The following is a 23,221-nucleotide window of genomic DNA, read 5'->3' on the forward strand; positions in this document are numbered from 1 at the left end:
ACTCTTCGTCAAGGGCTTGATGTCGCGGAAGTCGCGCTCCACCCATACGTAAGGCACGACCCTTTTTACGGCCGCGCCAGCAGTTTCTCCAGCGCCGCGCGGGTGGGCAGGGTGCGCGGGCGCACGACCTCGCCGGTGCGCACGTAGAGGAACGCGGCGCTGACCCGCTCCACCGGGACGCCGGCCAGCTCCGCCCAGGCCAGGCGGTAGACCGCGAGCTGGAGCGGGTCGGCGGCGCGGCCGCGGCCGGTCTTCCAGTCCACCACCTCGTAGTCCAGCGGGTGCTTGGTGCGGCGCCGGCCGAACGGGCGCTCGGGGTCGAGCCGGTATACGGCGTCGATGCGGCCGCGCACGATCCGGCCGCCGAGGACGAGCTGGAACGGGGCCTCGATCCGGTGCGGCGGGCGCTCGGCGAACTCGGTGCGCAGGAACGCCGCTTTGAGCTCGGCCAGGTCCGCGCCGAAGCGGTCCGCCTCGCCGGGCTCGTCCTCGGCGAACAGGTCGAGTTCGGCGTCGTCGAACAGGGCGAGCTGGCCGAAGCGCTGCTGCACCCAGCTGTGGAACTCGGTGCCGCGCCGGGCCTGCGGGGCGGGCGGGCGCGGCATCGGGCGGAAGAGCCGCTCGGCGAAGGCGTCGCGGTCCTGGAGGTACTCGAGCAGCCGGGTGGTGGAGAGCGACGCGGGCATCCGCACCTCCCGCCGCACCTCGCGCTCGCGCTGGAGTTCCGCGAGCAGCGCCTCGAGATCCGCGTCCCAGCCCTCGACGACGCGGCGCAGCTTCGGGTCCTCGATCGCCGGGTCCCGCGGCCGGGCCTGCTCCGGCAGCCGCATCAGGCCCCTGACGGCGGTGGCGGCGCCCAGCCGGGCCGCCCGCGCGGCGGAGGCGAGCGGGGCCGGCCACTCGGCCTCGGCCTGCTGCTCGCGCAGCGGGTTGGCCGTGCCCTCCTCGGGCGGCGCGGCCCACGCCTCGACCTGGCCGAACTCGTAGTCGGCCTGCAGCCGCTCGCGCAGCCCGGCCAGCGTCTCGTTGGCCGTGCGCGGCTTGCGCTGGGTCTTGCCCCAGCAGTGGCCGGAGACCAGCAGCATCGACTTCGCCCGGGTCAGCGCGACGTACTCCACCCGCTGGTCCTCGTAGCCGGCGTGCTCGCGCATGAGCAGGTCGAAGCGTTTGGCCGCGGCCGTGTTCGGCTCGGGGCCGAGCTCGGGCAGGTGCTCGCCGTCCCCGCGCAGCTCGTGCGGGAGCTTGGCGGCGTTGGAGGTGTACTTGTCCGTGCGCACCGCCGCCGCGTTCTGGTGCGGCAGCGCCACCGCCTCCCACTCCAGGCCCTTGGCCTTGTGCATGGTCAGGATCTTGACGGTGCGCTGCTCGGCCGGCGGCAGGTCCACGTCCAGGCCGCGCTCGTGCGCCGCGGCCGCCTTGAGGAACGCGCGGAACGCGGTGACCGAGGACTCGCCCTCCAGGTCGGCGAAGCCGCCGGCCACGGCCAGGAACGCGCCCACGGTCTCGGCGCAGCGCTGCCGGTAGGCGGCCGAACTGGCCGCGATCTCCACCTCGAGGCCGGTCTCCTGCAGGATCCGGTGCAGCACCTCGACCACCGGCTCGGCCAGCGAGCGCCGCAGCCTCCTGATCTCGACCGCGCAGCGCTCGAACCGGGCCAGCGCGGCCGGGCTGAACGGCAGCTCCCGGCCCGGGTCGGCCACCGCGTCGGCGAGCGAGACCACGTCCGAGGGGTCGGCGCCGAGCACCGCCTCGTCCAGCCCGGCCCGGCGCTCCTCGCCCGGCTCGCGCACCAGCTCGCGGGCGCGCCGGCCGAGCAGGGCCAGGTCGCGCGGGCCGATCCGCCAGCGCGGGCCGGTCAGCACCCGCACCAGCGAGGCGTTCGCGGTCGGGTCGTCGAGCACGTCGAGCACGGCGACGAGGTCGGCGATCTCCGGCAGGTGCAGCAGCCCGGACAGGCCGACCACCTCCACCGGCACGCCGCGGCCGTGCAGCTCGGCGTAGATGTCCGGGATCTGGTTGCCCGCGCGCACCAGCACGGCGATCTTGGACCAGTCTCCGCGCACCTGCTCGTGCATGCCCTGGATCCGCTCGCCCAGCCAGGCCAGCTCCTCCGGCTGGCTCTCCAGGAACGCGGCGCCGGCCCGGCCGCGGCCCTGGTGCTCGGCGCTGGCGCGCAGCTCGCGCACGGCCGAGTGCAGCTCGCGCAGGCCCCCGGAGCGCTCGTTGGCGAAGGCGAGCAGACGGCTGCCGCTGCGCCGGTTCTCCGAGAGCGCGTACTGCGCGGCCGGGGCGCCGTTGCGGCGCGGGAAGTGCTCGGGGAAGCGGTCGATGTTCGAGGGCGAGGCGCCGCGCCAGCCGTAGATCGACTGGCACGGGTCGCCCACCGCCGTCACCGGGTGGCCGCCGCCGAAGAGCCCCGCCAGCATCCGGCGCTGGGCCACGGACGTGTCCTGGTACTCGTCGAGCAGCACCACCCGGTACTTCTCCCGCTCGATCTGCCCGACCTGCGGCACCTGTTCGGCCAGCCGCGTGCCGAGCGCCATCTGGTCGCCGAAGTCGACGAAGTCGCCGTGCCGCTTGAGCGCGCGGTAGTCCTCGACCAGGCCGAGCAGCTCCACCCGCTCCAGCGCGACCTTGGCGATGCGCCAGTAGTCGGCGTATCCGCGCTTGGGCCGGCCGCCCTCGCGCAGCCCGCCGGCCTCGGCCTCGGCCGTGAACGCGGCGGTCCACTCGCGCAGCCGGTCCGGTTCGACGACGTGCTCGGCGAGCTCGGCGTCGAGGTCGATGACCTTCCGGGCGAGGTTGGCCACCGAGCCGCGCAGGAAGTCGAACGGGCCCTCAGCCCGGCGGACCGCGCGCGCGGCCAGGGTGTAGCGGTTGGCGTCGGCGAGCAGGCGGGCCGAGGGCTCGAGGCCGAGGCGCAGGCCGTGCTCCTTGATCAGGCTGTCGGCGTAGGCGTGGTAGGTGGCGATGACCGGCTCGCCGGCTTCTTCGTCGCCGTCCTCCAGGTCCGGGAGCCCGGCGAAGGCGCCGTCGAAGCCGGGCGCGTCCACGCCCAGCCGGGCCAGGCCCGCGGACACGCGCTCGCGCAGCTCCCCGGCCGCCTTGTTGGTGAAGGTCAGGCCGAGCACCTCCCCCGCGCCGACCGCGCCGGTGCCCACCAGCCAGACCACCCGGGCCGCCATCACCGCGGTCTTGCCGGAGCCGGCCCCGGCCACGATCACGCCCGGGTCGAGCGGCGCGGTGATCGCCTCGACCTGTTCCTCGGTGTACGGGATGCCGAGCAGGTCGCGCAGGTCGTCCGGGTCGCGCAGGGCGGGGCTCGTCCCCGGGCTCAAAGCGGCAGCTCCCGGCCTTCGGGCTGGCGCGGGCAGGCACGCCGCAGCGAGCAGTGCAGGCAGGACTTCTGCTGGTCGCCGCCGGCGTGGAAGCGCTCGGTCAGCACCGTGCCGGCCACCTCGGCCAGCAGCTTCGGCGCCCAGGCCGGGTCCTGCTGGCCGGCCAGCGCCTCCTGCCGGCGCACCACCGGCTGCTCGCCGGCCGTCTCCTCGCGCGGATAGACCAGCTCGGCGCCGGCCACCTCGCCGATCCCCGCCGCCTCGGCCGCCAGCTGATACACCGCCAGCTGCGCGCTGTGCTCGGCCTCCGCCGCGGTCTTGGCGGTGCGGCCGGTCTTGAAGTCGACCAGGTGCACCAGGCCGTCGGCGTCCGCCTCGATCCGGTCGATGAACCCGTGCAGCCGCACGTCCGCGCCGCCGGCCCGCACCGTGGTGTCGAAGCCCTCCTCGGCCGCGACGAACTTGCGCCCGTCGCCCCGGCTCTCGTGCCAGAGCAGGAAGCGCTCCAGCGCCCGGCGGGCGGCCCGGCGCTCCTGCTCGGACTGCCAGCGGGCCTCGAACGGGAGGCGGTCCCAGACCCGGTCGAGCCGGTCCATCAGCACGTCGATGTCGGCGGGCGCGGCGCCGGTGGCGACCTCCTCGGCCAGGGCGTGGAAGACCAGGCCGAAGCCCTGCGCCTGGGTGGAGGCCTCCTGCGCCGAGGCCTGCCGCTCCAGGAACCACTTGAGCGGGCACGCCTCGAGCGCCTCGACCGCGCTGGCCGAGAGCGGCACCGGCAGATCGCGGCGCACGATCGGGGTCGGGTTGTCGGTGCGCTCGTACAGGCCCCACCAGCGGCCCGGGTCGGCCGCGGGCACCAGCGGCGAGCCGTCGGCGGTCTCGGCCCCGGCGATCCGGGCCAGCCGGAGCACCGCGGCTTCGCGCAGCTGCTCGCTGACCGTGCCGGGCGGGGCGGTGGCGGCCCGGCGCAGCTCGGCGATGAGCGCGGACAGGTTCAGCGGCCGGTGCCGGACCACGCCGCCGGCCTCCACCGCCTCCGCGCCGACGAGCTCGCGCAGGAACCGGGACGGGGTCTCGCCCTCCTCGCCCTCGCCGTGCACGGCCGTGACCACGAGCCGCTCCCGGGCCCGGGTGGCCGCGACGTAGAACAGCCGGCGCTCCTCGGCCAGCAGCGCCGAGGCGGGCGGCGACGCCGTGAGCCCGGCCGGGCCGATCCGGTCGGCCTCCAGCAGCGAGCCGCGGCGGCGCAGGTCCGGCCACAGGCCCTCCTGCACTCCGGCCACCACCACGACCCGCCACTGCAGGCCCTTAGCCGCGTGAGCCGTCATCAGATGCACCGCGCCGCCGCGATCGGCGCGCTCGGCGAGGACGTCCGCCGCTATGTCCTGGGCCTGCAGACTGCTGATGAAGTCGAGGACGCCGGCGTGCCCGCCGCGCTCGCGGGCCCGGGCGGCCAGCGCGAACAGCGCGATCACCGCGTCGAGGTCGCGGTCGGCCATCCGCCCGGCCGCGCCGCCGCGGTCCACCGCCCGGCGCAGCCGGCCCGGCCAGCGCGAGGGCGCGGCCTCGGTGCCGTGCCACAGGATCCAGAGCGCGTCCTCGGCCTCGCCGCCGTCGGCCAGTGCCTCGGCGGTGGCGCGCAGCAGCAGCGCGAGCTCGCGGGCGACGCCGCCGACGGCCGGCTCGATCGCCGCCAGCACGGCCGGGTCGGCCACCGCCTCGCGGATCAGCTGCTCGGCCGGCCGCGGCAGCGCGGCCGGCGTGCCGTCCTCGCGCAGGGCGGCCTGGGCCTCCTCGGCGCGCAGGGCCCGGCCGAGCCGGCGCAGATCGCCGCTGTCGAGGCCGGCGAGCTGGCCGGTGAGCAGGGTGCGGGCGTGCTCGGGGGTGAGCGCGGCCGGCTCGGCGGCGCAGCGCAGCGCGAGCAGGAGCGTGGCGACCGCGGGCTCGCGGGCCAGCGGGACCTCGCCGGCGTGCACCTGTATCGGCACGTTGCCGCTGGTCAGCGCCCGGCGCAGGCTGACGAGCTGGTCGCCGGTGCGGGTCAGCACGGCCATGTCCTGCCAGGCGACGCCGTCCTCGAGGTGGGCGCGGCGCAGCAGGTCGGCGATGGCCGCCTGCTCCAGCGACGCCGCGGGATACGTCAGCGCCCGCACCTCACCGTGTTCCGGCGCCTCGGCCGCGGAGCGCAGCTCCCGGTGGGCGCGCACGGACTCGGCCGGCAGCCGGCTGATCGGCATGCGGCGCGCCAGCCGGCGGGAGGCCCCCAGCAAGCCCGGCCCGGCACGCCGGCTGGTGTCGAGCACGACGATGTCCGCGGGCCGGCCCGCACGGGTGCGGAAGTGGTCCGGGAACTCCAGGATGCCGCCGAGGTCCGCGCCCCGGAATCCGTAGACGGACTGGTCCGGATCGCCCACCACGACGAGCTCCGCGCCGCCCCCGGCGAGCGCTTGCAGCAGCCTGACCTGCGCCGGATCGGTGTCCTGGTATTCGTCCACGAAGACCGCGCGGTAGGTCGCGCGCAGCCGCGAGCGCAGCGGCTCGCTCTCGGCCAGCCGCACCGCGCGGTGCACGAGCTCGGCGTAGTCGAGCACGCCGCGGACGTCCGCCACGTCGAGGTACTCGCCGTAGAAGCGCGCCGCCGCCCGCCAGTCGTCCCGGTCCGCGTGCTCGGCGAACTCCCGCAGCCGCTCGGGGCCGACCCCCTGCTCGCGGGCCCGGGAGAGCACGGTACGCAGCTCGTCGGCGAACCCGCGGGTGCCGAGCGCGGCCCGCAGCGAACCGGGCCAGCGCACGCCGGCCGCGCCGCGCGGCGTGTCCCAGCCCAGGGCCGGGTCCGCGGTGCCGCGCACCAGCTCACGGATCGTCACATCCTGCTCGGGCCCGGACAGCAGCCGCGGCGGCTCGGACCACAGCCCCGGATCCAGCTGCCGGCCGAGCAGGGCGAAGCAGAAGGAGTGGAAGGTGGTCGCGCCGGGCACGCCCGCCGTCTCCCCCAGCCGGCCCGCTATCCGGTCGCGCAGCTCGGCGGCCGCGGCCCGGCTGAAGGTGAGCAGCAGGATCTGCTCCGGACGCAGCGCCCGCGGCCCCTCGAGCCGGGCCAGCACCGCCTCGACCAGCGTGGTGGTCTTGCCCGTGCCCGGCCCGGCGAGCACCAGCAGCGGACCGCCCCGGTGTTCGGCCACCCGCCGCTGCGCCGCGTCGAGCAGCGGCGCCCGCCCGGCTGCGCTCGGCGGCGCGACCAGGGTGTAGGCGGCGGTCTGGGACAACTTCGGCTTCCTCGCAGCGCTCGCGGGTGACGGGTCAGGTCACCATGACAGCACACACCACCGACAGCGCCGCAATTGACGAGGACTCACCCCGTTACGGCGCCTGAGTGCTCGAATGTCCGATTACTGCGCTTCGTCCGCTCCGTCCCACCGGCACCGGGCGAGTCGAACCCGCTCCCCGGCAAGGTCGAAGGGGGTACCCTCGGCAAGGTATTGCGCGGCGGCCTCGCCCCGCAGGTGCTCAGGCAGCCTGCCGGACGCGTTGACCACGCGCCACCACGGTACCGTCGAGCCGTACCCGGACATGGCGGCGCCCACCTGGCGCGCGGTCCCCTGTTCGAGGAGCTCGGCGATATCGCCGTACGTCATGACCTTGGCGGGCGGGATCCGCCGTACCAGTGCGAGCACGCGCTGCACGAACGGTGGCACGGGTGGCCGGGAGGTGGAACCGGTCATGGTTTTCAACCTCTAGGTGGATGAAGGGGGCGGGCGGAGACGGGCACCATGGTGTCCGGAGCCGGGGTGACCGGGGGGCTGCGGCGCGGCCGCCTCATCCCCGGGCGGGGCCCGGGCTGCACAGTACCGAGCCGGTAGGCGACTATGGAGGCGACGGCGCGCGCCGCCGTCACGGCAATACCTGAAAAGGACACAGTGGACGTCATGGACACCGAGGAGCGGGACGCGGCTCCGGCCGCGGCCTCGGCCGTCACGGACTCCGTCCCCGGCCCTGCGCCGGGACGGGCGGCAGAGCGGGCGGGCAACGTGGTCACGGTGGACGAGCCGCCGGAGCCGCGCCGGATACGGCGGCAGCCGGACCTGATGCGGCTGCTGTTCGAGGGCCTGCTCATGGTCGTCATCCTGGCCCTGGGCAAGATCGGCGTGCAGACCACCTCGGGCCTCGAGTCCGACATCCACAACGGGGTGCAGCTCGCGCCGCCGTTCCTGCTCAGCGGCATCACGGTGATCACCAACATCACCACCGCGGTGATCCCGGTCGGCCTCGCGGTCGAGCGGCTGGTGCGCCGGGACACCCGGCGGGTGGCCGACGCGGTGATCGCGGCGGCGCTCTCCTACGGGGTCACCTTCCTGCTCAACGAGTGGATCCGGTCCTCGTACGCGCCGAACTGGCTGCTGACCGAGCTGACCCGGCACGTGAGCTCGGGCACCACCTCGCCGCTGCACATCTACCTCGCCACGGTGATCGCGTTCCTGACCGTGCTGGGCTTCAACGACCGCCCGACCCTGCGCACCTTCACCTGGGTGTGCATCTGGATCTACGCCCTGGCCACGCTGATGAGCGGGGACAGCGCGCTGGTCGGACTGATCGTCACCTTCCTGCTCGGCCGGGCCGTGGCCTTCGCCTGGCGCTACGCCTGGGGCGTGGTCAACGAGCGGCCCACCGGCCAGGTCGTGGTCCGCTCGCTGCGCTCGGCCGGCCTGGTCCCGGTGGCCTGCCGCTGGCAGGGCGAGCACGAGGACGTGCGGCGCTACGAGGTGCGCTGCGCGGACGGCACCTACCTGGACGTGACCGTGCTGGACCGGGACCGGCAAGCGGTCGGCCTGCTGTACCGGATCTATCGCCGGATCAGGCTGCGCGGCCCGGCGCAGCGGCGCAACCTGTTCTCGCTGCGCCGTACGGTGGACCAGGAGGCGCTGATCTCCTACGCCCTGCGCGACGCCGGGATCAACACGCCGCGGCTGGTGGCCGTGCGCGAGCTGAGCGGGGACGCGGCGCTGCTGGCGTACGAGCGGGTGCAGTCCTGCCCGCTGGACCAGCTGCCGAAGGAGAAGGTCACCGACGCGCTGCTGATCCGGGTGTGGGAGACGGTGGCCGCGCTCGGCCGGGCCCAGATGGCGCACCGCCGGCTCGCGCTGGACTCGATCCAGGTGGACCAGCACGGCCAGATCTGGCTGACCGAGCTGCGCAACGGCGAGATCGCCGCGGCCGACCTGCAGCAGCTGCTCGACATCACCGACACCATGACCGCGCTCGCGCTCAAGGCCGGACCGGAGCGCACCGTGGCCACCGGCGCGCGGGTGCTCGGCGACGAGCGGATCGGCTCGGCCTGGCCGATGCTCCAGCCGGTCGTGCTCACCCGCTCCACCCGCAACGCCATGCGCAAGTCCAAGCACCTGCTCCAGCGCCTGCGCGAGCAGATCCTGGAGCGGCGCCCGCACGCCGAGGCCCTCGAGCCGGTCAAGCTGGAGCGGCTGAGCCCGAAGACGCTGCTGACCGTCGGGGCGGGCTGCTTCGCCGTCTACGTGCTGCTCTTCCAGCTCTCCTCGGCCAGCTCGCAGAGCGGCAAGAACCTGCTCGAGCTCTTCCTCGAGGCCTCGCCGTGGTGGCTGCTGGTGGCGGTGGTCGCCTCCGCGCTCACCTACGTGGCCGCGGCGATGGTGCTCACCGGCTTCATCCCGGAGAAGCTGCCGGTGCTGCACAACCTGCTGGTGCAGGTGGCCGCGGGCTTCGTCTCGCTGGTGGCCCCGGCCGCGGTGGGCGGGGTGGCCCTGAACACCCGGTACATGCAGAAGCGCGGCATCCCCACCGGGGCCGCGGTCAGCGCGGTCGGCGCCTCCCAGGCGGTGGCCTTCGTCATCCACATCGCGCTGATCGCCACGTTCAGCTTCATCGCCGGCCAGAACGTGGGCCGGTCCGACTCCTCCACCCTGGTCATCGCGATCCTGCTGGCCATCGCCATCCTGATCATGGTGGTGATGGCGGTGCCGCCGCTGCGCCACTTCGCCAAGGTCCGCCTCGCCCCGTTCTTCGAGGGCTCGCTGCCGCGGCTGCTGGACGTGGCGCAGAACCCGCGGAAGCTGACCATCGCGCTCGGCGGCACGGTGGCGCTCTCGCTGTTCAACGCGCTGTGCCTGTGGGCCTCGGTGCACGCGATGGCGCCGACGTCCAAGTCCCCGCACGCGATCAGCTACGCGACCGCCGCCGTGGTGTTCCTGACCGCGCAGACGGCCGGCTCCTTCATCCCGGTGCCCTCGGGCGTCGGCACGGTGGAGCTGGCGATGACCGGAGCGCTCAAGCTGGTCGGCGTGGACAACGAGACCGCGGTGACCTCCGTGCTGGTCTACCGGATGCTGCGGACCTACCTGCCGGCCATCCCCGGGTACCTCACCTTCACCCAGCTGCAACGCAAAGGCCTGCTATAGCGGCGGAAGGCGGCACGTGGCATGCGAAGGGGCCCCCGGCACGACGTGGCGTCGTACCGGGGGCCCCTTCATCGACCTCTTAGTAGATCGGCTTGCCCGGCTCGATCTGGTTGACCCAGCCGACGATGCCGCCGCCGAGGTGCACCGCGTCGGTGAAGCCGGCCGCCTTGACCAGGGCCAGCACCTCGGCCGAGCGCACGCCCGACTTGCAGTGCAGCACGATCTTCTTGTCCTGCGGCAGCTTGGTCAGCGCGTCGCCCATCAGGAACTCGTTCTTCGGGACCAGCTTCGCCCCGTCGATGTTCACGATCTCCCACTCGGCCGGCTCGCGCACGTCGATGATCTCGAGGTTCTCGCCCTCGTCGATCCACTGCTTGAGGATGCGCGGGGTGATGGTCGAGTCCTTGACCGCCTCCTGCGCCTCCTCGGAGACCGCGCCGCAGAACGCCTCGTAGTCGATCAGCTCGGTGACCGTCGGGTTCTTGCCGCAGACCGCGCACTCCGGGTCCTTGCGGACCTTGACGGTGCGGTAGGTCATCTCCAGGGCGTCGTAGATCATCAGCCGGCCGACCAGCGACTCGCCGACGCCGGTCAGCAGCTTGATGCCCTCGGTCACCTGGATCGCGCCGATCGAGGCGCACAGCACGCCGAGGACGCCGCCCTCGGCGCAGGACGGGACCATGCCGGGGGGCGGGGGCTCCGGGTAGAGGCAGCGGTAGCAGGGTCCGTACTCGGACCAGAACACCGAGGCCTGGCCGTCGAACCGGTAGATCGAGCCCCACACGTACGGCTTGTTCAGCAGCACGCACGCGTCGTTGACCAGGTACCGGGTGGCGAAGTTGTCGGTGCCGTCGATGATCAGGTCGTACTGGGCGAACAGCTCCATCACGTTGGAGGAGTCCAGCCGCTCCTCGTGCAGGAGCACGTTGACCAGCGGGTTGATCTCGCGCACGGAGTCACGCGCGGACTCGGCCTTGGACCGGCCGATGTCGGACTGGCCGTGGATGATCTGGCGCTGCAGGTTCGACTCGTCGACGGTGTCGAACTCGACGATGCCGAGGGTGCCGACGCCGGCCGCGGCCAGGTACATCAACGCCGGGGAGCCGAGACCGCCGGCGCCGACGCACAGCACCTTGGCGTTCTTCAGGCGCTTCTGCCCGTCCATCGCCACGTCGGGGATGATCAGGTGGCGCGAGTAGCGGCGGACCTCTTCGACGGAGAGCCCTTCGGCCGGTTCAACCAGCGGCGGAAGCTTCACGGGCGGTGCTGACACAGCCGGAGTCTCCTCACTCGATACTGCGGATAGGTCGTGGTAGTACGGCGCAACGATGCCATGACGACGGCTATTCCCGCCCCAGGGTCCAGGTGCTGGGAAGAGGCCGCGAAGCGGGGCGAGTCCAGCTGCTGGAATGCGGCGTTCCGCGAGTACCCAGGACAGGTTACCCGCGCGTAGGATGGCTGTGAACGCCAGCTTTCCATCAAGCCACCGTCCGTGCGGCGGCACCGGACCCGCGAGGAGCGTCGTGACCAGCAGCGCCGAAGCCCTGCCGACCGTCGAGGGGCGACCGCGGTCCATGCGGCTGCCCCGGGTGGCGCGACGCAACCAGCTGCTCGGCGCCGCCCGCGAGGTCTTCGTGGCGCAGGGCTACCACTCCGCCGCGATGGACGACATCGCCGAGCGCGCGGGTGTGTCGAAGCCGGTGCTCTACCAGCACTTCCCGGGCAAGCTCGAGCTCTACCTCGCGCTGCTCGACCAGCAGTGCGAGATCATGGTGGACAAGATCCGCAGCGCGCTCGACTCCACCCACGACAACAAGCAGCGCGTGGCCGCGACCATGGACGCCTACTTCGACTTCGTCGAGCACGAGACCGGGGCGTTCCGGCTGGTGTTCGAGTCGGACCTGACCAACGAGCCGGCCGTGCGCGAGCGGGTGGCCGACGCGCAGCTCGAGTGCGCCCGGCTGATCAGCGTGGTGATCGCGGAGGACACCGGCCTCGCGCCGGAGGAGTCGATGCTGCTGGCCGTGGGCCTGACCGGCATCTCCCAGGTGACCGCGCGGTACTGGCTGGCCAGCGGCTCGAGCGTGTCCCGGGACACCGCCTCGCTGCTGATCTCGCAGCTGGCCTGGCGCGGCATCGCGAAGTTCCCGATGGGCCACCACGGCGCCGACGGCGGGAAATAGCCCGCTGCGCCCGCGCGTTCCGCTGTGCGGGCGGGCCAGCCGTTACGCTGGCCTCAGCCTCGGGTGCGGCGGGTGCGCCGCGCCGGACGGCACCAGGCAACGACGACGGCGCGCCGCGCCCGTGGAGGGAAGTAAGACGTGGAGATCAAGATCGGCGTCCAGCATGCGGCCCGCGAGCTGTCCGTGGAGTCCACGCTGACTCCGGAGGAGGTGGCCGCCGCCGTGGCCGACGCGATCGGCGGGAAGTCCGGCCTGCTCGTGCTCGAGGACGAGAAGGGCCGCCGGGTGATCGTGCCGGCGGACCGGCTGGCCTACGTGGAGATCGGCGAGCAGACCGCGCGGCGGGTCGGGTTCGGCGCGCTCTAGAAAATCGGCGGAGGACTTCGGGGCGGCGCGGCTTCGGCCGCGGCCGCCCCGCGCTGTTCCCGCGGCCCGCGCGGCCGTGAATCATCTCAAATCCGACATATCATCCCGCTGCTGAAGTAGCCTGATCTCCATGGTCTGGGAGCTGCTGACGCTGGCGGTGTGCGGGCTGCTGGTCGGCGCGCTGGGCCGGCTGGTGCGGCCCGGCCCGGCCTCGATGTCCTGGCCGCGCGCGCTGCTGCTCGGGCTTGGCGGCGCGCTCGGCAGCGGCGTGCTGACCGCCGTCGTGCTCGGGCAGGGGCACGCGACGATCTCGCTGCTCGTCGCGGTGGGGCTGGCCGCGCTCGTGGTCGCCACCTACCGCGCCTTCCGCCGCACCCGCCGGCTGCCGCCCGGCTGACCGGCCGGCTCGGGCTCGAAGCGGGCACGGCCACGGGCACGGTCTCAGAGGCGGCCCAGCGCGTAGCGCAGCACCAGCGCCTCCCCGGCCAGCCGGCGCTCGAGCAGGGCGAGCCGGTCGGCCAGCGCCTGGTCCCGCTCGCACGCGTCGTCGAGCCGGTCTCCGGCCCACTCGTCCGGCGCCGGGTCCAGTTCGCAGCCGAATGCCTGCGCGGTCAGCCGCTGCCAGTGGTACGCCTTCGCCAGCGCCTCCCACCAGTCGGCCGGCGCCACCCGCCGCTCGGCGTCGTCGAGCCGCTCATCCGGCCCGTCCGGCCGCTCGGCGCCGGCCAGCCGGCCGTGGGCGGCGGCCGCGGAACCGGCCGCGGCCAGGCGGTCGGCGAAGTTCGGCGCCAGCGGGCCCAGCGCGGACCACCGCTCGAAATCCGCCAGGGCCCGGTACCCCGCCGACCCGGCGCCGACCTCGGCGTCCCCGTTTCGTGCGTCCTCGGACTTCCACATGTCACGCAGCGTACCCATTCGGGGGCCGCCGGGCTGGTAACATGGTGACACTGGTGGTCTCGAGGACCGCCAAGGCGGGCCCTGCGGCCCGCCGGATGCCCGGTCGGCGCCCCGATCGGCTCCGACCGCGCGGCTGTACGACGTCCTTCGACGCCCGGCCACGCGCCCATCACCCGCCTGGCATCGACGCGCAGCGCGGGCCCGCACCCGGCGCTCCCACACGTCCGGTCCGGCCCACTGCCGCCGCCGCGAGCGTACGAAGAGGTAACGATCATCAGCACCCAGACGCAGTCCCCCAGCACCGAGACCGCCGCCACCGACTCCGTCGTCCCGCTCGAGGGCTTCGGCGACCTCGGCGTCGACGCCGACATCGTCGCGACCCTGGACGCGCTCGGCATCCGCTCGCCGTTCCCGATCCAGTCCGCCACCATCCCGGTCGCGCTGACCGGCGCCGACATCATCGGCCAGGCGAAGACCGGCACCGGCAAGACCCTCGCCTTCGGCGTCCCGGTGCTCCAGCGGATCGAGCCGGCCGACCCGGCCGAGGCCCCGGCCGCCGAGCCCGAAGAGGCGGCCGCCGCGCCCGCCGCGGCCAAGTCCGGCGGCTCGCGCCGGCGCGGCCGCTCCGGCGGCTCCGGCGCCGCCGCGGCCAAGCTGCCCCCGGCCGGCGGCACTCCGCAGGCCCTGATCGTGGTGCCCACCCGCGAGCTCGCCGTGCAGGTGTGCAACGACCTCGCCGAGGCGGGCAGCGCGCGCGGGGCGCGGGTGCACGCGCTCTACGGCGGCCGCGCCTACGAGCCGCAGATCAAGGCCCTGAGCGAGGGCGTGGACGTGGCCGTGGCCACCCCGGGCCGGCTGCTCGACCTGGTCAACCAGGGCCACCTGAACCTGGGCCGAGTGCGCACGCTGGTGCTCGACGAGGCGGACGAGATGCTCGACCTCGGCTTCCTGCCGGACGTGGAGCGCATCGTCAAGCAGGTCCCGGCCAAGCGCCAGACGCTGCTGTTCTCCGCCACCATGCCCGGCGCGGTGATCTCGCTGGCCCGGCAGTACATGACCAAGCCGACCCACATCCGCGCGGCCGACCCGCTGGACCAGGGCATCTCGGTGGCCAACATCAAGCAGTTCGTCTACCGGGCGCACGACATGGACAAGATCGAGATGCTCGCGCGCATCCTGCAGGCCGACGGCCGCGGGCTGAGCATGGTCTTCGCCCGCACCAAGCGCGCCGTCGCCCGGATCACCGAGGAGCTGCAGGACCGTCACTTCGCGGTCGGCGCGGTGCACGGCGACCTGGCCCAGGGCGCCCGCGAGCAGGCGCTGCGCGCGTTCCGCAACGGCAAGGTGGACGTGCTCGTGGCCACCGACGTCGCCGCGCGCGGCATCGACGTCGAGGGCGTGACCCACGTGGTCAACTACCAGTGCCCGGAGGACGAGAAGGTCTACACCCACCGCATCGGGCGCACCGGCCGGGCCGGGCGCACCGGCACCTCGGTGACGCTGGTGGACTGGGAGGACATGCCGCGCTGGGGCCTGATCAACAAGGCCCTCGGCCTCGACTACGCGGAGCCGGTCGAGCTGTACTCCACCTCGCCGCAGCTGTTCGCGGACCTGAGCATCCCGGAGGGCGCCAAGGGCGCGCTGCCGAAGCAGGACCGGGTGCGGGCCGGCCTCGACGCCGAGGCGATCGAGGACCTCGGCGGCCCGGCCCGGCGCGGTCGCGGCGCCAAGCCGGCGGCCGAGCCCGAGCCCCGTCCGGAGCGCGCGCCGCGTCAGCGTCGGCGCACCCGCGGCGGCCACCGCCCGGAGACCGACGAGCAGGCCGCGGTGCTCGGCGCCGCTCCGGTGACGGAGACGGTCGCGGCCCCGGTGGCGGAGCCCGCAGCAGTCGAAGAAGCCGTCGCCGATAAGCCCGCGCGCAAGCGCACCCGCAAGCGCGCCACGACCGAGCCGGTCGCCGAAGCGGTCGAGACCGTCGACGCCGTCGCCACCATCGACGCGGTCGTCGCCGAGCCGGTCGCAGAGGTCGAAGAAGCCGTCGTCGAGAAGCCGGCCCGCAAGCGCACCCGCAAGCGCGTCACGACCGAGCCGGTCGCCGAAGCGGTCGAGACGGTAGACGCCGTCGCCGCGGAGCCCGTCGCCGCCGAGCCCGTCGCCGAGCCCGTCGCAGCAGTCGAAGAAGCCGTCGCCGAGAAGCCCGCGCGCAAGCGCACCCGCAAGCGTGCGGCCGTCGCCCCCGAGGCCGACGCCGCGCCGGTGCGGCCCGCGCCGGCCGAGGAGGTCGCGGCAGCCGAGCCGGTCGCCGCGGTCGAGGCTCCGGCCGAGCCCGCCCCGGCACGCACCCGGACGCGTCGTCGGGCCACCGCGCCCGCCGCGACTCCCGAGCCGCACCAGGCGCCGGCCGCGGCAGCGCCCGCCGCCCCGGCTGCCCCGGCCGCTGAAGAGCCCAAGCCGCGGCGCGGCCGCGGCGGCGGCGCGAACGCGCGCGGCGGCAGCATCAAGCTGGCGTCGGGTTCGCTGGCCGACCCGGTGACGGCAGCCGAGTCCGAGCCGGCCACCGAGTCGGCGGCGGAGCCCGCGGGCGAGCCGGCCCAGGCCGTGTTCACCCAGGAGCCGATCCTGCCGCAGCGCCCCGAGAGCGGCCGCGCGCCGCGCAAGCGCGGCGGCAAGAAGGCGGTGGCGGCGAAGTCCGCGGCCGCCTCCAACCGGGTGACCTCGGCCCTGCCCGAGGACGAGGGCACCGAGGACGCCATACTCGACGCGGTGAACGTCGGACCGGTGGCCAACCGCCGGCGGACCCAGGTCTGACGCCCCGTCCGTGCGCGGCCCGCGAGATCGGGCCGCGCCGGCGTCCGGCCGGAGTATCGCAGTACCGCGCCACACAGCACCGCAGCACCGTACGAGCGCCGAGAAGGGGGACCGCGTGTCCGTGCCGCCGACCCTGGCCCTGCCCGCCGGGACGGACCGGGTGCGGCTGTCCCTCACCGCCGGTCCGCTGGCCGCGCTCGAAGCCGCGCCGGATCCCGACGTGCCCGCCCGCGGCGAGCTGATCTGCGTGCCCGGATTCACCGGGTCCAAAGAGGATTTCCTGCCGCTGCTCGCGCCGCTGTCCCGGGTGGGCGTGCGGGTGCTCTCGATCGACCAGCGCGGCCAGTGCGACTCCCCCGGCCTGCCCGCGAACCGGCCCTACACGCTGCGCGGCTACGGCCGCGAACTCAGGGAGCTGATCGAGCAGCGGGCCGAGGCCTCGGGCACCCGCCCGCACCTGCTCGCGCACTCCTTCGGCGGCTACGTGGCCCGGCAGGCGCTGCTGGAGGGCCCGGCGCTGCCGCTGGCCTCGGTGACGCTGCTGGGCACCGGCCCCGCCGCCGTCCCGCGCCCGGCGGCCGACCGGGTGCGGCTGTTCCTGGCCGTCAGCAGCGTGATCAGCCCGGTGCGCGGCAACCGGATGCTGCTGCTCGACCGGCACCGCGATCCGCAGGTGAAGGCGTTCCTGCGGCACCGGATAAAGGCGAACGACACCAGGTCGCTGCGGGCCATCGCGCGCTGGCTGCTGACCGAGACGGACCGGACCGACCAGCTCGCCGCGGCGCTGCGCCGGGACGCACTGCCCTGCTTCGTGATGTGCGGGGCCGACGAGCGCACCTGGCGGGCGTCAGCCCAGCGCGGCATGGCGGATCGGCTCGGCGCCCCGTTCGCCGCGGTGCCGAACGCCGGGCACTCGGTCAACGTCGAGCAGCCGGCCGAGGTGGTCGCGCGCCTGCTCGACTTCTGGGCCGGACTCGGGCCGAACGCCGCGGACCGCCCCGCCGGCGCCCACGCGCCCGCGGGCTCCTAGGCGGTCGCGTCTCAGCCCACGACCTCAGCCCACGACCGCCGGGCTCACCCCTCGTCCAGGTCCACCAGGAACGAGGTGGTCTTCCCGCCGCCCGGGGCGGCCCGCACCCACCAGCTCTCGGTGAGCGCCTCGACCAGACTCAGCCCTCGATGGTGCTCGTCCTCGGGGCCGGCGTCGAGCAGCATCGGCAGGTCCACGCAGCGGTCGGTGACCTCGCACAGCAGCCTCCGGTCCACCAGCCGGGCGTGCACGGTGATCGGGCCGGCGCCGTGCAGCACCGAGTTGGTCACCAGCTCGCTGAAGGCGACGAGGGCGCCGTACGCCTGCTCCTCCTTGCCCGGGCACTGCGCGTCCAGCCACCCCTCCAGCCAGACCCGCGCCAGCCGCGCGTGCACCGGCAGGGCGGGGAACGTCCACCACACTCCGTCCGCTGCGGGGGCGGCGGCGGAAGCCGGGGGCGCTTCGTGCATCATGGTGCGCATCGCAGACCACAACCTCTCGGTCGCAGCGGCCTGACGGTCCGCCCTTTTTTCGCGGCGCGTCAATCCGTCTTGTAGCGAAGCGTAGGCCGTGCGGGGGCGATTGCGGATGCACTTTGCATCAACGCAACTCTTTTGAGCGAAGAAAAGTCCCCTTCGGGTCCGCTCCGCGCTCCCTGTGCGCTGAAAACGAGCGCGCGCGCCCCTCCCGGCAACGCTGAAAGACCCTCCGAGCGCCCGGTGCGGCGGGCGGACGGAGGGTCTGGCACAAACCCTGCGGCAGGACCGGATCAGACCTGGTCGGCCTTCTCCAGCGCGGTGCAGCAGGTGTCCACGATCAGGCGGGTGACCAGGTACGGGTCGCAGTTCGCGTTCGGGCGGCGGTCCTCGATGTAGCCCTTGCGGTCCACCTCGACCTGCCACGGGATGCGGACCGACGCGCCGCGGTTGGACACGCCGTAGCTGTACTTGTTCCACGGGGCGGTCTCGTGCAGGCCGGTGAGCCGGTCCTGGATGCCGTCGCCGTAGCCGGAGACGTGCTCGAGCGGCTTGCCCTCGGCGCCGAGCGCCTCGCAGGCGGTGATGATCGGCTCGTAGGCCTCGCGCATCGCCTTGGTGGAGAAGTTGGTGTGCGCGCCCGCGCCGTTCCAGTCGCCCTTGACCGGCTTCGCGCCGAAGCTGATGGTCACGCCGTAGTCCTCGGCCACGCGGTGCAGCAGCCAGCGGGCGATCCACATGTGGTCGGAGACCTCGACCGGGCCGAGCGGGCCGACCTGGAACTCCCACTGCCCGGGCATGACCTCGGCGTTGATGCCGGAGATGGCGATGCCGGCGGCGAGGCAGGCGTCGAGGTGCTTCTCCACGATCTCGCGGCCGACGATGTTGGACGCGCCGACGCCGCAGTAGTACGGGCCCTGCGGGCCGGGGAAGCCGCCGCCCTCGGGGAAGCCGAGCGGGCGCTCCCCGTCGAACATGGTGTACTCCTGCTCGATGCCGAACCAGGACTCCTGCGCGGCGAAGCGCTCGGCCACCTCGACCGCCGCGGCCCGGTGGTTCGACTCGTGCGCGGTGAAGTCGATGTTCTCGACCTCGCACAGCACCAGGACGTGCTCGCCGCCGCGGATCGGGTCGGCGCAGGTGAAGACCGGCTTGAGCACCCGGTCCGAGGCGTGGCCCTCCGCCTGGTTGGTGCTGGAGCCGTCGAAGCCCCAGATCGGCGGCTCGGCGCCGTCGGCCAGAATCCTCGTCTTCGAACGCAGGCTAGCGGTGGGGCGGGTTCCGTCGATCCAGATGTACTCGGCCTTGTAGCTCACGTGGTCCTCAGCAAGGTCTTCGATGTGTCGGGGTGGCACCATCAGACTCACAGCGCCTCGTTTCCGCCTTGTTAACCCGTCGTGAACTCGACATCAATCCGGTGCCGGAGGGCGCCGATCGCGGTCCTCGTCCGTCTCCGGCCGCTCCTGCCCGGTCTCGTCGCGTCCGGAGTTCTCGCGCAGGATCGGGCTGTCGGCGTTGGCGACCACGGCCGCGATCGGCGGGACGAGGGCGGCCACCACGCTGATGATCAGGGCCGCGGGCACCGAGTAGAAGCGCACCCAGGTCCAGGCCACGATGAGCATGAGCAGGCAGACGCCCATCATCACCAGGTAGCGCGTCCGACGCCGCGCCGGGCTGACCGGCACGGGCGGCTCGGCCGGCTCGGCCCGCTCGCTCGGTTCCCGGTCCGGGCGGTAGGGCGGGACCTCCGGTCCGGGCTGGAAATGGGCCCCCTGCCGGATGCGGTGGATCACCACGGCGATGTTGCCGAGTGCGATCACGGCCAGCACGCCGAAGAGGATCGCCAACGGCAGCACGCGCAGCCAGAAACCGAAGATGCCGACGCCGGCCAGTCCGTTGGCCAGGCCGATGAAGGCCAGTACCAGCCGCATCCGCAGCGCGCTGCGGGCGTGCATCGGCTCGTCGCCGGTGCGCGGCCGGTGCTCGCGCACCTCGTGGTGGTGCCGTGGCTCCATGCTTCTCGCCACCTGTCCCGTGTTCCGGCCGGGCGCGGCGCGCGGTCGTACGCCGCGCTTCCAGCCTACGCAGGAAGGCCGATTACCCCGAGGGTCCCGCCGGTAACCGGCCGAGGCGGCGCCGGCTGGGACGGCCGGCGCCTCACCGGATCGCGAGGGACGGGTGGGATGTGACCCAGATCACGCCGGCGAAGTGAACGGAACGGTTTCGTACACTGGGCGGAGACGCTACAGTCCCTAGTGTACGAAACGGTTTCGTTTCGTTGACCGGGGCGATATCATCCGGACGACGACACGCGGCCGTCACCGGAGTCCGGCCGCGAAGGGAGCGGAGCATGGTCACGCGCGAGAGCCTTGTGGGCGCCTGTGTCCTGCCCGGCTCCAAGCGCGGCGCCGAGCGGCGCTCGGCCATCTGCCAGGCGGTCTACGAGCTGCTCGGCAAGGTCGGCTACGACCGGATGACCATGGACGCCATCGCGACGCAGGCCAAGGCCAGCAAGGCGACCATCTACCGGATGTGGCAGGACAAGCCGCAGCTGGTGGCGGAAGCCCTCGTCGAGCAGTTCGGCGACACCACGCCGACTCCGGACACCGGCAGCCTGCGCGGGGACCTGCACGCGCTGATGACCTACGCCTGCCAGACCACGGACAGCGAGATGGGCGAGGTGGTCGCGGGCGTGATGACCGCGGCCGCGCACGATCCGCGGCTGGCCGAGGTCGTCAACGAGACCATGTTCAAGGCCAAGCACACGCTGCACGAGCAGATCGTGCGCAAGGCCGTGGATCGGGGCGAGGTCCACCCGGACACCGACCCGAACCTCCTGCACGAGGTGATGCACAACATGCTCACCGGCCGCAAGCTGTGGAATCTCGGCCCGCTCGATGACGAGTACGCCGACCACGTCGTCGAGGACGTGCTGATTCCCGTGCTGACCTACCGAAAGCCCTGATCAGACCACGCGTTAAGCAACACCGATCTTCGTTCGTTCGCGGCGTGTTCGCCGCCGCGCCTTCACACCGACCGCAATTGTCGGCGGGGTGCCCTAGTGTGGGCGATCCGTCGGGGGACCGCCCGTGCCATCGATTCGAACATTTGTTCACTATGCTCTGACCTCTGGAGGGGAAAAGCTCCCATGTCCGACCTGATCCAGGCCCCAACGGCCAAGGATTCCAAGCGCTGGCTGGCCCTCGTGGTCATGCTCTTCGCGCAGCTCATGGTGGTGCTCGACGGCACGATCGTGAACATCGCCATGCCGCAGGCACAGGCGGCCCTGCACATCACCGACGCCAACCGGCAGTGGATGCTCACCGCCTACACCCTGACCTTCGGCGGCCTGCTGCTGCTCGGCGGACGCATCGCCGACTACGTGGGCCGCAAGCGGGTGTTCCTGATCGGCCTGATCGGCTTCGCGCTGGCCTCCGCGCTCGGCGGCCTGGCCCAGAACGAGGGCATGCTCTTCGGCGCCCGGGCCCTGCAGGGCGCGTTCGGCGCGATCCTGGCCCCGGCCTCGCTCTCGCTGATCACGGTGACCTTCACCGACGTCAAGGAGCGCGCCCGCGCGTTCGGCATGCTCGGCGCGATCTCCGGCGTCGGCGCGGCGATCGGCCTGGTCATGGGCGGCTGGCTGACCCAGGACTTCAGCTGGCGCTGGTGCCTGTTCGTCAACATCATCATGGCGGTGCTGGCCTTCGCCGCCGCCGTCCCGCTGCTGACCGAGTCCAAGGCGCACGGCAACACCAAGTACGACATCCCCGGCGCGATCCTGGCCACCGGCGGCCTGGCGAGCCTGGTGTACGGCTTCACCAACGCGGCCAAGACCGGCCAGGGCTGGACCTCCGGCCAGACGCTGCTGTTCCTGATCGGCGGCGCCGCGATGCTCGTCGCCTTCGTCGTGGTCGAGTCCCGGGTGGCCAACCCGCTGCTGCCGATGCGGGTGCTGTGGCACCGCAACCGCGGCGGCTCCTACGCCTCCTCGGTGCTCATGGGCGCGGGCATGATGGGCATGTTCATGTTCTTCACCTACTACTTCCAGATCTCGCTGGGCTACTCCCCGCTCAAGACCGGTCTGCTCTACCTGCCGTTCACCGGCGCGCTGATCGTGACCGCGGGCGTGGCCAGCACCATCCTGCCGAAGGTCGGCCCCCGGGTGCTGATGACCTACGGCTCGCTGGTGGCGGCCGGCTCGCTGTTCTGGCTGGCCGAGCTGAAGCTGGACTCGTCCTACCCGGCGATGATCCTGCCCTCGATGCTGCTGATGGCGCACGGCATGGGCTGCGTGTTCGTGCCGCTGGCCAACACCGCGCTGACCGGCGTGGCCGACCACGACGCCGGTGTGGCCAGCGCGATGGTCAACACCACCCAGCAGATCGGCGGCTCGCTCGGCGTGGCGATGCTCAACACCTTCTTCGCCACCGCCACCACGACCTACTTCAACAGCCACGTGGCGACGCAGGGGAAGACGGTGGCCGGCGCGCTCAGCGCCATCCACGGTTACAACGTGGCCTTCCTGGTCAGCGGGTTCCTGCTGGCCGGCGCCGCGCTGGTGGTCTTCCTGCTGATCCGCAAGGACGACGAGCCGGCCGACGCGATCACCACCGGCGGCGCGTTCCCGGCCGACCGCCCGGTGGTGCACGTCGGCTGACCTCCAGCGGCCGAGTGCCCCAGGGCAAGACGGAGGCCCGCCGGACCTGCACGGTCCGGCGGGCCTCCGCGCGTCTGTCGGCGCCGGCGGATCAGGCGTTGGAGCTGAACACCGGGTAGAAGGCGCCGGACTGGCCGGACGCGGTCGGGTGGTAGGACTCGTCGAGGTCCAGGATGTTCACCGAGTGCAGCCAGGAGCTGCTGTCGCAGATCTCGTGGCCGGAGAAGGCCGAGCGCACGTCGCCGAACACGAAGCCGTACTTGGCCGCCTCGGTCTTGATCACGCCGTCGAGGACGTCCGCGGCCTGGTTCAGGTCGGTGCGGTCGGTGGTGCTCAGGCCGATGCAGGAGGAGGACTTGGACAGGTCGTAGAACTCGGGGTAGTCGAGCACGACGACGCGGGCGTTGGGCGAGACCGACTGGATCTTCGCGTAGACCGCGTCGAGCTTGGCCGGCAGCTGGCTCTGCGCCTCGCTCTCCGCGGTGTTGATCGCGCTCACACAGGTGCTGGTGCTGTCGAGCACGCAGGTCTCCATGACGTTGGAGAAGCCGACGTCGTTGCCCCCGATGGTGATCGAGACCAGCGTGGTCGCACTGCTCAGCGCCGAGATCTGGCTGGAGAGCACGTCCGAGGTGGTGGCCCCGGAGCAGGCCACGAAGGTGAAGGACGAGGGCGCGTTCGCGTTCGTCCACAGCTGCGAGTACGCCTTGGTGCTGCGGTCGCAGGAACCGCTGCTGCTCGTGTAGCTGCCGGAACCGACGCCGGAGGAGTACGAGTCGCCGAGCGCGACGTAGTTCACCGAGGCGGCGTGGGCGGCGCCGGCCCCGACCAGGCCGAGCGCGAGGGTGGCGCCGACCGCGACGGCCGCGGGGATGGCGCGGCGGACGATCGTGGGCATCATGGTCACTTCTTCCTTCTTAAGGGACAGCTCTCGCTACTGAAGTAGCTATGAATCAGCGCTGTTACAAGACTGTTCTGGAATCTTTACGAACCGTCACAATCGGCCGCGCCGGGCACCCGGCCCGCCACCTGCGCGCC

General features: G+C 73.1%; 17 protein-coding genes. 8 read left to right on the forward strand and 9 right to left on the reverse strand.

Annotated elements, in window-relative coordinates:
- Positions 1-65: 65 nt before the first annotated feature.
- From ACTRO_RS20440 to ACTRO_RS20450, 3 genes are all read right to left on the reverse strand, one after another.
- A complete protein-coding gene (locus ACTRO_RS20440) occupies positions 66-3,338 on the reverse strand; it encodes an ATP-dependent helicase (RefSeq protein WP_034265292.1) in 3,273 nt (1,090 codons plus the stop codon).
- Positions 3,335-6,604 carry an ATP-dependent helicase gene (locus ACTRO_RS20445; RefSeq protein WP_063628041.1) on the reverse strand — a complete coding sequence of 1,090 codons (3,270 nt, stop codon included), beginning with the start codon at positions 6,602-6,604 and terminating at the stop codon, positions 3,335-3,337. The genes ACTRO_RS20440 and ACTRO_RS20445 overlap by 4 nt, the downstream gene beginning before the upstream one ends.
- Positions 6,605-6,727: 123 nt before the next feature.
- The gene (locus ACTRO_RS20450) at positions 6,728-7,060 is read right to left on the reverse strand and encodes an MGMT family protein (protein WP_051451118.1); all 333 of its coding nucleotides are present in this window, start codon (positions 7,058-7,060) and stop codon (positions 6,728-6,730) included.
- Between the two features lie 204 nt (positions 7,061-7,264).
- On the opposite strand from ACTRO_RS20450, the gene ACTRO_RS20455 reads away from it, so the two are divergent.
- A complete protein-coding gene (locus ACTRO_RS20455) occupies positions 7,265-9,766 on the forward strand; it encodes a lysylphosphatidylglycerol synthase transmembrane domain-containing protein (protein ID WP_051451119.1) in 2,502 nt (833 codons plus the stop codon).
- Between the two features lie 79 nt (positions 9,767-9,845).
- Here the strand turns inward: ACTRO_RS20455 and moeZ are convergent, their stop codons facing one another.
- A complete protein-coding gene (gene moeZ / locus ACTRO_RS20460; RefSeq protein WP_034265300.1) occupies positions 9,846-11,024 on the reverse strand; it encodes an adenylyltransferase/sulfurtransferase MoeZ in 1,179 nt (392 codons plus the stop codon).
- A gap of 316 nt (positions 11,025-11,340) precedes the next feature.
- On the opposite strand from moeZ, the gene ACTRO_RS20465 reads away from it, so the two are divergent.
- The 3 genes from ACTRO_RS20465 (at position 11,341) to ACTRO_RS20475 (ending at position 12,712) form a co-directional block, all read left to right on the forward strand.
- On the forward strand, positions 11,341-11,949 hold the full coding sequence (locus ACTRO_RS20465) for a TetR family transcriptional regulator (protein WP_051452460.1): 609 nt from the start codon (positions 11,341-11,343) through the stop codon (positions 11,947-11,949).
- 138 nt (positions 11,950-12,087) lie between these two features.
- The gene (locus ACTRO_RS20470; protein ID WP_034265303.1) at positions 12,088-12,315 is read left to right on the forward strand and encodes a DUF3107 domain-containing protein; all 228 of its coding nucleotides are present in this window, start codon (positions 12,088-12,090) and stop codon (positions 12,313-12,315) included.
- Between the two features lie 130 nt (positions 12,316-12,445).
- A complete protein-coding gene (locus tag ACTRO_RS20475) occupies positions 12,446-12,712 on the forward strand; it encodes a hypothetical protein (protein WP_034265306.1) in 267 nt (88 codons plus the stop codon).
- Between the two features lie 44 nt (positions 12,713-12,756).
- Here ACTRO_RS20475 and ACTRO_RS20480 read toward each other — a convergent pair whose 3' ends face one another.
- Positions 12,757-13,212 carry a ferritin family protein gene (locus ACTRO_RS20480; protein ID WP_034265308.1) on the reverse strand — a complete coding sequence of 152 codons (456 nt, stop codon included), beginning with the start codon at positions 13,210-13,212 and terminating at the stop codon, positions 12,757-12,759.
- 369 nt (positions 13,213-13,581) lie between these two features.
- On the opposite strand from ACTRO_RS20480, the gene ACTRO_RS20485 reads away from it, so the two are divergent.
- Together ACTRO_RS20485 and ACTRO_RS43610 are read left to right on the forward strand one after the other, a co-directional pair.
- Positions 13,582-16,020 carry a DEAD/DEAH box helicase gene (locus tag ACTRO_RS20485; protein WP_342673769.1) on the forward strand — a complete coding sequence of 813 codons (2,439 nt, stop codon included), beginning with the start codon at positions 13,582-13,584 and terminating at the stop codon, positions 16,018-16,020.
- 115 nt (positions 16,021-16,135) lie between these two features.
- Positions 16,136-17,050, forward strand: a complete 915-nt coding sequence (locus ACTRO_RS43610) for an alpha/beta fold hydrolase (protein WP_051451121.1) — start codon at positions 16,136-16,138, stop codon at positions 17,048-17,050.
- Positions 17,051-17,094: 44 nt separating this feature from the next.
- Here the strand turns inward: ACTRO_RS43610 and ACTRO_RS20490 are convergent, their stop codons facing one another.
- The 3 genes from ACTRO_RS20490 to ACTRO_RS45895 form a co-directional block, all read right to left on the reverse strand.
- Positions 17,095-17,532 (reverse strand): ATP-binding protein, encoded by a 438-nt coding sequence (locus ACTRO_RS20490; protein ID WP_051451122.1) that lies wholly within the window; start codon positions 17,530-17,532, stop codon positions 17,095-17,097.
- Between the two features lie 287 nt (positions 17,533-17,819).
- Positions 17,820-18,842: a glutamine synthetase gene (gene glnII, locus ACTRO_RS20495; protein WP_034265311.1), complete on the reverse strand. Its 1,023-nt coding sequence runs from the start codon at positions 18,840-18,842 to the stop codon at positions 17,820-17,822.
- Positions 18,843-18,935: 93 nt separating this feature from the next.
- A complete protein-coding gene (locus ACTRO_RS45895; protein ID WP_084316422.1) occupies positions 18,936-19,541 on the reverse strand; it encodes a DUF6343 family protein in 606 nt (201 codons plus the stop codon).
- A gap of 335 nt (positions 19,542-19,876) precedes the next feature.
- Here ACTRO_RS45895 and ACTRO_RS20510 point away from each other — a divergent pair, with 335 nt between their 5' ends.
- On the forward strand, positions 19,877-20,491 hold the full coding sequence (locus ACTRO_RS20510; RefSeq protein ID WP_051451123.1) for a TetR/AcrR family transcriptional regulator: 615 nt from the start codon (positions 19,877-19,879) through the stop codon (positions 20,489-20,491).
- Between the two features lie 183 nt (positions 20,492-20,674).
- Positions 20,675-22,183 carry an MFS transporter gene (locus ACTRO_RS20515; protein ID WP_051451124.1) on the forward strand — a complete coding sequence of 503 codons (1,509 nt, stop codon included), beginning with the start codon at positions 20,675-20,677 and terminating at the stop codon, positions 22,181-22,183.
- Between the two features lie 91 nt (positions 22,184-22,274).
- Here the strand turns inward: ACTRO_RS20515 and ACTRO_RS20520 are convergent, their stop codons facing one another.
- Positions 22,275-23,081 (reverse strand): GDSL-type esterase/lipase family protein, encoded by an 807-nt coding sequence (locus ACTRO_RS20520; protein ID WP_034275879.1) that lies wholly within the window; start codon positions 23,079-23,081, stop codon positions 22,275-22,277.
- Positions 23,082-23,221 lie beyond the last annotated feature (140 nt).

Source organism: Actinospica robiniae DSM 44927, from assembly GCF_000504285.1.
GTDB lineage: Bacteria > Actinomycetota > Actinomycetes > Streptomycetales > Catenulisporaceae > Actinospica > Actinospica robiniae.